The organism is Pseudomonas sp. Fl4BN1 (assembly GCF_009908285.1).
Lineage (GTDB): Bacteria > Pseudomonadota > Gammaproteobacteria > Pseudomonadales > Pseudomonadaceae > Aquipseudomonas.
This window is the reverse complement of record NZ_JAAARM010000068.1, coordinates 1-9,529: the sequence shown is the minus strand read 5'-3', so window position 1 is coordinate 9,529 and position 9,529 is coordinate 1. Positions and strand designations below refer to the sequence as shown.

15 protein-coding genes are annotated in these 9,529 nt (G+C 64.2%); all 15 read right to left on the bottom strand.

Annotation, left to right across the window (positions count from 1 at the left end; genetic code table 11):
* A partial coding sequence (locus tag GV818_RS33385; protein ID WP_161778709.1) for a hypothetical protein occupies positions 1-820 on the bottom strand: 820 nt, incomplete at its 3' end.
* The gene (locus GV818_RS33380; protein ID WP_178125248.1) at positions 817-1,524 is read right to left on the bottom strand and encodes a phage tail protein; all 708 of its coding nucleotides are present in this window, start codon (positions 1,522-1,524) and stop codon (positions 817-819) included. The genes GV818_RS33385 and GV818_RS33380, both read right to left, overlap by 4 nt.
* Before the next feature lie 8 nt (positions 1,525-1,532).
* The gene (locus tag GV818_RS33375; protein WP_161778708.1) at positions 1,533-3,122 is read right to left on the bottom strand and encodes a phage tail-collar fiber domain-containing protein; all 1,590 of its coding nucleotides are present in this window, start codon (positions 3,120-3,122) and stop codon (positions 1,533-1,535) included.
* A 9-nt stretch (positions 3,123-3,131) separates the two neighbouring features.
* Positions 3,132-3,656: a phage tail protein gene (locus tag GV818_RS33370; RefSeq protein WP_161778479.1), complete on the bottom strand. Its 525-nt coding sequence runs from the start codon at positions 3,654-3,656 to the stop codon at positions 3,132-3,134.
* Entirely contained in the window at positions 3,653-4,828 is a 1,176-nt protein-coding gene (locus GV818_RS33365) for a baseplate J/gp47 family protein (protein WP_161778707.1), read from the bottom strand. Before GV818_RS33365 ends, GV818_RS33370 begins: the two co-directional genes overlap by 4 nt.
* On the bottom strand, positions 4,825-5,142 hold the full coding sequence (locus GV818_RS33360) for a DUF2590 family protein (RefSeq protein WP_103741814.1): 318 nt from the start codon (positions 5,140-5,142) through the stop codon (positions 4,825-4,827). The genes GV818_RS33365 and GV818_RS33360 overlap by 4 nt, the downstream gene beginning before the upstream one ends.
* Positions 5,139-7,121: a phage tail tape measure protein gene (locus GV818_RS33355; protein WP_161778706.1), complete on the bottom strand. Its 1,983-nt coding sequence runs from the start codon at positions 7,119-7,121 to the stop codon at positions 5,139-5,141. Before GV818_RS33355 ends, GV818_RS33360 begins: the two co-directional genes overlap by 4 nt.
* Positions 7,122-7,127: 6 nt before the next feature.
* On the bottom strand, positions 7,128-7,268 hold the full coding sequence (locus GV818_RS34210; protein WP_176707090.1) for a DUF6890 family protein: 141 nt from the start codon (positions 7,266-7,268) through the stop codon (positions 7,128-7,130).
* 23 nt (positions 7,269-7,291) lie between these two features.
* Positions 7,292-7,585 carry a putative phage tail assembly chaperone gene (locus tag GV818_RS33350; RefSeq protein WP_161778705.1) on the bottom strand — a complete coding sequence of 98 codons (294 nt, stop codon included), beginning with the start codon at positions 7,583-7,585 and terminating at the stop codon, positions 7,292-7,294.
* Positions 7,582-7,833: a hypothetical protein gene (locus tag GV818_RS33345; protein WP_161778704.1), complete on the bottom strand. Its 252-nt coding sequence runs from the start codon at positions 7,831-7,833 to the stop codon at positions 7,582-7,584. Before GV818_RS33345 ends, GV818_RS33350 begins: the two co-directional genes overlap by 4 nt.
* A 1-nt stretch (position 7,834) precedes the next feature.
* Entirely contained in the window at positions 7,835-8,197 is a 363-nt protein-coding gene (locus GV818_RS33340) for a DUF1353 domain-containing protein (protein WP_060842902.1), read from the bottom strand.
* A complete protein-coding gene (locus tag GV818_RS33335) occupies positions 8,187-8,402 on the bottom strand; it encodes a hypothetical protein (protein WP_161778482.1) in 216 nt (71 codons plus the stop codon). The genes GV818_RS33340 and GV818_RS33335 overlap by 11 nt, the downstream gene beginning before the upstream one ends.
* A 1-nt stretch (position 8,403) precedes the next feature.
* Positions 8,404-8,796 carry a D-Ala-D-Ala carboxypeptidase family metallohydrolase gene (locus GV818_RS33330; protein ID WP_161778703.1) on the bottom strand — a complete coding sequence of 131 codons (393 nt, stop codon included), beginning with the start codon at positions 8,794-8,796 and terminating at the stop codon, positions 8,404-8,406.
* Positions 8,793-9,005: a TraR/DksA C4-type zinc finger protein gene (locus GV818_RS33325; RefSeq protein ID WP_065365549.1), complete on the bottom strand. Its 213-nt coding sequence runs from the start codon at positions 9,003-9,005 to the stop codon at positions 8,793-8,795. The genes GV818_RS33330 and GV818_RS33325 overlap by 4 nt, the downstream gene beginning before the upstream one ends.
* Positions 9,005-9,454, bottom strand: a complete 450-nt coding sequence (locus GV818_RS33320) for a phage protein (protein ID WP_161778702.1) — start codon at positions 9,452-9,454, stop codon at positions 9,005-9,007. The genes GV818_RS33325 and GV818_RS33320 overlap by 1 nt, the downstream gene beginning before the upstream one ends.
* Positions 9,455-9,529: the final 75 nt, after the last annotated feature.

Below are 9,529 nucleotides of genomic sequence, written 5' to 3'. Positions count from 1 at the left end.
GCAAGGCCCGCCGCAGGTCGCCCGGGCCACCGGGACCAAGCAACCGAGCGCGCATGCTGTGGTCGGCATTGCCACCGGCCAGCAGGGCTTTCAGGTCGTCCAGCTGCTGATCGCGGCCTTTCTGCTGTGCGGCCTTGCGCTTGGCCAGGGCCGCCAGGTCACCCATAGGCGAGCTGTCGGCCGCGTAGCCTTCCAGGACGGCGATCTGGCCCGCCATGGATTGCTTCGCCGCCTTGATCAGGGTGCATCGTTCAAGGGGCAGATCCGCCCAGCGCGGCAGAGTGCCGGCCGTGGGCATCATCCACTTTTCCGTTTCCAGCTTGGCCAGGTGATCGGCGCGGCGCTCAGCTCGCACCAGGTCAGGGATCGGCAGCAGCGCATTGAAGCGCGCCAGGGTCTTGGCCAACTGCTCGTAACGGGTGCCAAGGAACATCACCGACAGCGCGTAGTGCTGGCCGATCGGCAGGCCGCTGTCGGCACTGTCGCCCAGCTTGAGGGCCAGCTGCTGCAGCAAGTTGGGGGCCGAGAGGTAGAGCTGATTCCCCCGCCCAGTGCCCACGCCGCTTTGAAACGGCGTCACGGCCAGGCAGACCGGCGCCTGGTCCATCTGGCTGGTCAGGGCAGCTCTGCCGGCGGCGATCGCCTGTTCAGCTGCAGCACCGACCGGCCCCGGGTTGGTGCTGGTCATGCCATCCAGTCCCGCCAGGCGTTCGGCCGTGCTGGCCAGCTCGCCGCCGGCCAGCTCCTTGGCCGCTGACAGGTCACCCATCCAGCGGGTGGCCTGCTCTGGCCAGCGCATGGTGACTGGTGCCCAGGTCATGGCTCTGGGCTCTCCCAGGTCACCGCCTCAAGCGCGACCAGGTCGCCGCTGGCCAGGGCCTGGTCCAACCGTTGCTTGAGCGCGTTGGCGTGCTGCAGTGGCTGCAGCTTGAACACGGTGAAGTCGTCGCCCACTTTGCGGATCTGCTCGGCCGTGTGCGCCCGAAACGCTTTGGCGCCGGCCTGGTCGCGGCAGGCATAGAGCGTGTCGAGGCCGGCGAGAATGACCCCGGTCAGGTTCAGTTGATCATCCAGCTGGCTGCTGTACTGGTGAGGGGCACCCAAAGCACTGGACCAGAAGCCCCCGGTGATCGCGGCTTCGCACGCAGCGTTCACCTGCAGGGTGCGTTCGGTGTGCCGGCGCTTGAGCAAGGCCGGGGTGTCGTCCACCCAATCGCCATTGCGCCAGACCTGACCGGGCCCTGGAACGCTCAGTGTGTAACCAGGCGGCAGCTCGCCCACCTGCTGGATCTGCAGCGGCGCGCCGGTGGCCGTGCTGTACGCCGTCAGCCCCTGGAAGGACCGGACCAACTGCCAGCGTTTGCCATTCCAGTGGGGCACCTGGTGTTCACCTGGTGCAGGTGGTTCAACCTCGACGCAGCCGCCAGGAATCAGCCAGACGCCTGGCTCCAGGGGGGATTCGTCTGCTGTGATCGGCCCGGTATAGATCCCGTACTGATCGGTTTGATAAACGGTCTTGCTCATGATCACCCTCAGTATTTGATACAGGCGAGCAACGCGACGTTGCGCGGCCGGGTTTCGTTGCCGCCGGATGCGTCCACGGTCACCGCGTGGCTGTGCGCGGGTGCGCCTTGAATGGTGACGGTGTGCGAGTGAGCGCCGGCGGGGTTGGTTACGTGGATCGATCCACCACCGTTGGCGGTGGTCACGTAGCCGCCGGGGCTGTTGTTCGAACCCGCGGACTTTGTGAAGGTGTGGGTGTGCTCACCGGCCGCGTCACTGCTCGCAGCGTGGGTGTGCTCGCCTGCGGCGTCAGTTCTCGCGGTGTGGGTATGGAGCGCGTTCTGGCCGCCTTGAACCCCGCCCAGATCCCGGCCAGGGTCCAGGCCACGCCCATCGTCCCAACCTCGAATAAACTCGCCGCGTAGGTCCGGGATGTTGAACGTGTTAACCCAATCGCCGGCGCCGAAACGGGTGCCGATCGCCGCAAACAGCGCGGCATAGGTCACACGGGACACTGCCGCACCGTTGGCTTTGAGCCACCCGGCCGGGGCCGTCTCCCGGGCAAATACGCTGACCTGGCCAACCAGGGGCGCCATCACATCAGTCTTGACGTTGTTGACGCATTTGGTGGTGGCCAGGATCTCGCTGCTGTTTGTGCTCGGGTCGTCGCTTTTGGCGTTGGGCAGGTTGCCCAGCCCCACGTCTTCCTTGGTGGTGGCCCGGGCGCGCAGCTTTTCGTAGTCACCCACTCGGGCGGCAAAGTGTCTCACCAGTGGCCCGTCGATTGGCTCCACAGTGCGGTTGTCTACAAGGGTCTTGTCAGCCAGCAACGTAGCGATCAGAAAGAGGTAGCGGCGCACACCAGCGGCGTCGGTGTAATCGGACGTGCTCAGTGGGTTTTGAACGATGTTCCAGCCGGCGATCACGTCGCCCATGTGGCGTTGTAGGGATACATCCAGCCAGAAGGTCGTCGGCACGGAAGGCAGTTCAAACTGCGCCATGCCCCTTTGTTCAATCCGGATTCCCTCAATGTAGGCAGTACCAGGTGCAAGCTGCAGGTTTGTACCCACACGCTTTAATGACAGCGAAGACCCGAAGAAACAGGCGCGGCCGAAGACGTCCCGGTTGGCCAGGCGCTCGCGCTCATCGATGCCAAACAGTCGGGCAGTGAAGTCGTGCTGCCAGGTGCTGGCGTCCACGGTGACGCCGGTCAGGGCCTTGGCGCCGTCGAACACCAGCAGGAAATTGCGGGTGACGTTGTTGCCGACCTGCTGGGGCAACTGGTTTCGGCGTTTCTGCTGCATGGGCACATGGGCCACCATCAGCAGCACGCCCTCGGCCGACTCTAAGCCAATCCAGTTCCAGTCAAAGTCCCCGATATCGCTGCCCAGCATCACGCTGTAGACGACCTGGTTAGGGTTTACGTAGCCGGCCTGGGTCACGTCGAAGGTGCCAACGATCTGTGCTGCGGGCGGTTTGCCGGCAGCACGATCGACAGGCTGTTCAGGATCGAGCCCGGGCACCTTGGCCAGGATGAAACGGGTGGCAGTGAGGATCTGCTGCGCACCTTGTTTTTGCGCAATCAGGTTTTCGCCCGCCAGGGTGATAGTGGCCCCCATGGGGATCTCCTACAGAGAGGCAACCAGCGTTTGCTGGTCGTCGTTGAAATCAAGTACGGCGACCTGCAGCGTCACCGGTGTCACGCTTTCGAAGTCGTAGCGCCGGCAGGTCCGGCCGTACTGCTGCACCAGGACGCGCAGCAGGTCCGCATTGAGCGACAGCTGGGAGTCGGAAAGCCGCAGAAGCACCACGTCCCAGTCGCGCCCGGGCTGGCGTTCCTCGATCTCGATATAGCCAACCCCGAGGCGCTGCAGGATGCGTTTCATGCCGGCGGTGCTGCCGGCGTCCACCGCGTTGATGAAGGCGTATTTCACCCGAAGCCGGAAAAGGCTCTCAGGCTCACCGACAAAGCGCGTCACGTCGCGCTGCCAGGCCCACAGCTCCAGGATGCGCAGGTGGCAGGTGTCGGGGTCGAGCTGGTCATAGGGCCACATCAGCCAGCCGCTGGCGGTTTCCCACCAGCGCTGGGCAGCGGCCATCAGCTTGGAAAGCTCGGTGCCGGCGAGCCAGAAAGGCAGCTTGAGTTTGATCATGTCACCGCCACCTGAAAGGTTCTGATCCGGGGAATTTCCAGGCCGCTGATTAGGTCCACCCGGGCCGAGAAGCGAAACGACTCGACGTCGAGGAACTGGTGGTGCAGTTCCTCAGTTAGCCGGCTGAAACTGAAACGCGACTGTGGGTAAGTCAGGGTCGGTTTGTAGTCGCGGGACGTGCTTTCACGGAAGGCCGCGCGCACGAACAGATCGATCTCTTTCTGCAGCTCCTCGATGCGTTCGGCGCTGGTGTTGGCCCTCGCCACGACCATCAGCGTGAAGCTGTACTCCTTTTCAGGCATGGCCATCGCCATCAGGTCATCGCCGTGGCCATGGTTGCCCTGGTCGCGGATATGGGCGTTGATCTGGTCCAGGTACGAGGCCGCCGGCACGCCAGCTTCAAACAGCACGTAGGCATTGGCGCTACCCGGACCACGCGGGGCACCGTGCTCGAAATAGACACCGTCCGGCCGCACACCTGGAAAGGTCGAGATCATGGCTCGATAGACCGCGTCGGTGTGCCACTGGTTGACCGCCGAGAACTGGTTACGCACCCGCAGACGCAACTGATCGTCGGGCTCTGGATCTGCACCTGGTGATTCCAGCCAGCTCTCGGTGTTGATCACCTGGACGATGCCGGCAATGGGTTCCGGCAGGATGGCGTAGTAACCCGGTGCCAGGTTGTAACCGCTGCCGGTGGCGTCCGCCTCGATCGGCACGCTCAGCTGCAGCTGGCCATCGGCGAAAGCCACAGCCTCGGTGGTGCGCAGTTGGTAGACGTGGCCATTGATCGGTGGCGACTGCACCAGGACACCCGCCGGCAGTTCCAGGGTGCCGGCGGTATTGGCCCGGGTGAACAGGATCTTGCCCTTGGCCCGAGTGGCCCCCTTACGCTCGACGTTCACGGCCCAGGCCAGCATATCCAGCCACTTGCCGCCGGCGGTCTTTACAAAGAAGTTCGGCAGGACCGACTGGACGACGAAGTCCAGCAGCCACAGCACCGGCTTGGTCACCAGGGCAGTGACTACGCGCCAAAACGGCGAGTAGGCCCCGGTATTGCTCAGTTTGGCGCCCTGGGCGACCACTTCCTTCTCCCAAGCCTGGCGCAGGCCGGCCTCGGTGGTCGGAATGCCGGCATCACTCAGCGCCTGCTTGAAATCCACGTCGCTCACAGGGTCACCTCTACGTCACCGAATTTCAGGGTTTTGGCCGTGACCAGGTACTGCCCCGGCTGCAGCTGGGTGATCTGCGCCGTACCGGGCACCAGGCGTTCGTCGGCCTCCACCAGCAGCTCCAGTTGCTGGATGCAGTCGCGTTGCTTCAATCGGTCGCGCTCGGCCACCAGGGTCACCAGCAGGCCGCTGTCGCGGATCATGTGAGCAATGTCCTGGGCGATGCTGGCCCGGTCGGCGATCAACAGCGGCTGGCGGGACGGGTCCAGTACCAGGTCGTTGTCCACGATCCAAAGGTCTATGTATTCGCTCATCCGGACACCGCCATGCCCATCATGTTTTCCAGTTCCAACGGGGTCATGGCCTTGCCGGTGTGGATGTTCACGTTCTCCACATGGGTTCCTTTGTTTTGGTTGCTGGTGTTCTGAATGCTGGTCAGCAGGCCGCCAGGCGGCACCGCGTTAGGCCGCGTGGGAGCAATTGAGGGGATAGCCGCGCTGATGGTCTGTTGCGCCTTCTGCGCGGCGCTGGCGACGTCTGCAGCGCTGGTCGCCTGCTCGGCGCCGGGGATCGTCGGCATGTCGCCCAGGCGGGCCTCGATGTTCACGCCGGGGATCGTGTTGATCATCTCGATCAAGCTATTGATGGCCTTGTAGAACACACCCACGATCGCGTCCCAGGCGCCTTTGGCCATGCCAGCCCAGCCGCCCATCGAGTTGAACCAGTCGGTCAGCCCCTGCAGCTTCTCCAGCACCCATTTGAAGGCCTCGGTGTTCATCAGGGCGCCGGTCCACTCGTCCCAGTAGTAGACGGCGGCGATCACGATCGCGACCAGGACGGCAATGCCCATCACCACCACGCCGATCGGGTTGGCCGTCAACGCCACGTTGACCAACCAGATCACGCCCTGCCACAGCATCATGGCCACGCGAATGATGCCCATCGTGGTGTAGAGCACCGTCAGGCCCGCGACATAGGTAGCGATCACCGCCGCCTGCAGGAGGAACCCGGCAATGGTGCGCAGGTTCAGCAGTTGAACCACTTTCCAGACGGTAATGATGGCCATCCAGGCCATGCGGGACGCCCCGACTACAAACGTCAGCAGCGACATGGCGGCGATGATGGCCAGCACCCCGAGGGTCGCAATGCCCACCACTCGGGTGATGTTCGGGAACAGTTGAGTCCAGCGGGTCAGCGTGCTGGCGACCCCGGACAACTTGGCCATGAGTGGGGTCAGGATCGGGATCAACGCCTGGCCGAAGGCAATCCGCAACGCCTCAACAGCGGCCGCGAACTGCTGCCACGGATCGACCATGGCCTGGGCCATCTTCTCGGCATCCTCAAGCCCGCGGACTTTGCCCAGCTTGTCCAGGCCCTGGCGTAGCCGGTCGGTGTCTTTCGCCAGTGCGCCGATCACCTGGGCACCCTCGCCACCGAAGGCGTCCAACAGCTTGGTGCCGGCCGATGCGCTGTTGAGGTCGCCCAGCTTGCCCTGCAGCTTCTCCAGGATCTGCAGCATCGGCAGCACCTTCCCTTCCTGGTCGGTGAACTTGATCCCGAGCTTGTCCGAGGCGGCGCCGATGTTCTCGAAAAACGCCTTGTACCGGCCGCCGGCGTCGCCGCCTTCCATGGTGCTGCTCAGCGAACCGATCACCGCGAACTGCTCGGCAATGTCCACGCCGCCGGCGGTGGCGATCGCTCCCACCTCCTTGAATGCGTCCTTGAGCTGGGCGCCGTCGGTGCGGAACAGCTGCACCGCCAGGGCAGTCTGGCCGCCCAGCTTCTCGACCCACTCCGCCTTGCCCATGGCGTCAGCCTGGACCTTGAACAGGTTGTACATGGTGCCCACGTAGGCGCCCAAGGTTTCGGCGTCGGACTTGGTGGCCTTGGCCAGCAGGTTGCTGGTGTTGGTGAAAGTCGCCAGCTGGCTGCCTGTCAGGCCCTTAATCGCGCCCTCGATGCTGTACGCCGAGGCCACGAAGTCCCGGGCGTTCTCGCCGTAGGCCACGGAGAATTCCAGCGACTTTTGATTGAGCGCGGTCAGCGCGTCTTCGGCAACGCCCAGGGAACGCACTTCGCCCAGGGCGCGGTTCATCTCCAGGGCGGGCTGCAACGACTGGTTGATACCGACGAAGGCGCCGGTCATGCCGGCCAACCCCAGGCCCATGGTCTTGATGTTCTTTTCGCTTTGCTCGGCAAGGTTCGAAAAGCCCATTTTCACCTTGCCCAAAGGTGCGGTGACCTTGTCGGTCAGGGCCAGGATGAAGTCCAGGCGGGCGCTGCGGTCAGCCATGCTCAGTTATCCGTTCAACGCATGGGCAATGCCGTTTGCCACGGCAATCTCCATGCGTCTCCAGTGCTCGTTTTCAAGCCACTGCGCCGTCCCCATGTTCTCGATTGAGGGTTCAGCGCCAGGCAGCCAGCGGTTGGTGAGGGCCATCAGCTGGCCCAGGCCGTCCTCGGTCAGGCGCTCGGCGTGGTCGAGGGCTTTTTTACGAGTACTTCAACGTCCGGGGCGAACTCTTCCAGGAGCGCGCCGGCCATTTGCATGGTCAGCACTGGATTGACCTGCAGCTGCTCGCGCAGGCCGGCCCGCTGTTCCTGGTTGACGGTGGTGCTCAGCAGGTTGAACGACGGCGCCACCTTGTTGGTCGCGGTCATGGCGTTGAAGTACTTGGTCACGTCCTGGGGCGACAGAGCAAAGCTGAATTCCTTGTCGCCGACTTCCAGGGTGATCTCGCGGCTGTTGATGGTCATGGGGTGCGTATCCTTTGGCTTAGGGTTGAAAAGTGGGTGTCCAGCTGGGCGCGCAGGTTGCTTTCCAGCTTGTCCATGGCGCGCTCGATGTCGTTGTGTCGCGGGTAGTTCTGGGCGATCTCCACGCGCAGCTCCAGGTGCTCGCGTCGGGACTCACTGACCTGGCGAAACAGGAAGGCCTGGAAGCCGATCACGGCGGTCAACAGCAGTTCGGGCAGCAAGGCCATCAGTCTCTCCAGCATTTCCATGTCAGGCGCTCCAGGTGCCACGGCCGCCGATCCGGACGGCCTGGTACATCAGCCAGGCCAAGGCGGTGTTCATGCCTTCTTCACGCAATGCGTCGTAGAAGATCCGATCGGCCTCGGCCTTGGTGAATCGATGGGTTTCGTGGGTGTAGATGCGGTCATGCACCACCGACGGCCGGCGCGCCGCCGGCGTCTGCGGGTCCACGATGCGACGGGCCAGGTGCGGCACGCTGGCCAGGTCCGACAGGTAGCCCACCGGGACGGTGATCAAGCGGCCGTCCCGAGTGCGGTACTGCAGCACCCGGATCACCTCCCAGCGCGTGTGCCCTGGGCGGTGCCTCAGCTCCAGGTCACTTTCAAAGGGCATCGGCGGCACACTCCACGCGGACCCGGTTCGGCGCGGTGTCCTGGGCGATCTGCTCGCGCAGCAGCACCCGTGCCGGCATCGGCGCTTTGCAGTAGGTGGCCACCAGCGTGGCGGCGCTACGCGCAACCACGGTGTGGGAATCGCTCAGCGCACACCCGACCAGGAAAACGGCGCCGAAAGCGGCACAAATCAGCAGGCGGTTCATGTCAGTAACTCCACAGTGCAGGGCTCGGGAGGCGTCCGCCGATCGGAGCCAGGCCCAGGTGCAAGAAACGGCTGTTGCCCTTCTGGCTCACGCCGATTCGGGTAAAGCCCAGGCCCAGGGCGAGCTGCAGTAGCTTCAGCGCGTCAGGACCGCGCACAGCCACATCGACGGCCAGCCCCATGTTGTGCTCGCCCGGTTCGGCCTTCCTGGCTTCCTCGGGGTGCCGGCGGCAGCGGTAGCCACTGCTCAGGGCCATGGGCCTGGCGTACTGGTTGCGCAGCTGCTGCAGGCGGTCCATAAACTCCGGCTGCATCTCGCTGCCGTCGCTGTTGCACTTGCCGCACTTGCAGCGCAGCTCCTTGGCCGAGAAGTTCGGCCAGCGGTTGGTGGTCATCGGCGTTGTCCTCGCTCAAAGGTGGATTGGCAGGGGGTGCAGCGGGTCTTGCCGCCCAGGGCTCGACGGTCCTCCGGAATGGGGTCGTCGCAGTCCTGACAGTGGGTGCGGCTTGGCCCGGTCGGCAGCGCGTTGGCGAGCTGGGCGGCGATTGCCTGTTTCCGCTGGCGCGCTTCCAGTCGCTGGGCGCGGTCGAACAGGCAGACCATCAGCGCAGGCCCTCGATCTCGGCAGCAGCCAGGTACGGCACACCGTTGACGCGGATGAAGTCCGGGCTGGTGACGTTGAATTGCACCTTGTGCTTGGTCTTCTCGGCGCCTTTGGGGTCAACACTGAGCAAGCTGGATACCTTCAACTTGCAGCCGAAGGCCTCGATGCGCAGTTCTTCCTGGCCCGCTTGGGCAAAAAACACCACGTCGAAGGGGTCCAACTGGCGGAAGCTGCCGGCAGTGCGGGCGGCCTCGATCAGCAGATTGAAGTTATTGCTGTCGAACTCGAATTCACCACTGGCCGCCACGTCGCCATCGACGTGGCCATCAGGCACGCCCCGGGACTGCGCCACGGCGGTGTTGTCGGTGATATCCAGGGTGCAGCTCTCGACGTGCACCTGGAGATCCCCCAGGGCAATGTCGAAGTTCTTGCCGCCAATGCGGGACATGTGGGGTTACTCCTAGTCGTCGTTGGAAAGGTCCAGGGCGATGTTCGCCGTGAGGTCTTTCGGGCAGTTGAGGGG

Excerpts from the sequence above, each read along its gene's own strand:
- GV818_RS33380 (WP_178125248.1), bottom strand. The coding sequence starts at position 1,524 with ATGAGCAAGACCGTTTATCAAACCGATCAGTACGGGATCTATACCGGG.
- GV818_RS33375 (WP_161778708.1), bottom strand. The coding sequence starts at position 3,122 with ATGGGGGCCACTATCACCCTGGCGGGCGAAAACCTGATTGCGCAAAAA.
- GV818_RS33370 (WP_161778479.1), bottom strand. The coding sequence starts at position 3,656 with ATGATCAAACTCAAGCTGCCTTTCTGGCTCGCCGGCACCGAGCTTTCC.
- GV818_RS33360 (WP_103741814.1), bottom strand. The coding sequence starts at position 5,142 with ATGAGCGAATACATAGACCTTTGGATCGTGGACAACGACCTGGTACTG.
- GV818_RS33355 (WP_161778706.1), bottom strand. The coding sequence starts at position 7,121 with ATGGCTGACCGCAGCGCCCGCCTGGACTTCATCCTGGCCCTGACCGAC.
- GV818_RS34210 (WP_176707090.1), bottom strand. The coding sequence starts at position 7,268 with ATGGCCCTCACCAACCGCTGGCTGCCTGGCGCTGAACCCTCAATCGAG.
- GV818_RS33350 (WP_161778705.1), bottom strand. The coding sequence starts at position 7,585 with ATGACCATCAACAGCCGCGAGATCACCCTGGAAGTCGGCGACAAGGAA.
- GV818_RS33345 (WP_161778704.1), bottom strand. The coding sequence starts at position 7,833 with ATGGAAATGCTGGAGAGACTGATGGCCTTGCTGCCCGAACTGCTGTTG.
- GV818_RS33340 (WP_060842902.1), bottom strand. The coding sequence starts at position 8,197 with ATGCCCTTTGAAAGTGACCTGGAGCTGAGGCACCGCCCAGGGCACACG.
- GV818_RS33335 (WP_161778482.1), bottom strand. The coding sequence starts at position 8,402 with ATGAACCGCCTGCTGATTTGTGCCGCTTTCGGCGCCGTTTTCCTGGTC.
- GV818_RS33330 (WP_161778703.1), bottom strand. The coding sequence starts at position 8,796 with ATGACCACCAACCGCTGGCCGAACTTCTCGGCCAAGGAGCTGCGCTGC.
- GV818_RS33325 (WP_065365549.1), bottom strand. The coding sequence starts at position 9,005 with ATGGTCTGCCTGTTCGACCGCGCCCAGCGACTGGAAGCGCGCCAGCGG.
- GV818_RS33320 (WP_161778702.1), bottom strand. The coding sequence starts at position 9,454 with ATGTCCCGCATTGGCGGCAAGAACTTCGACATTGCCCTGGGGGATCTC.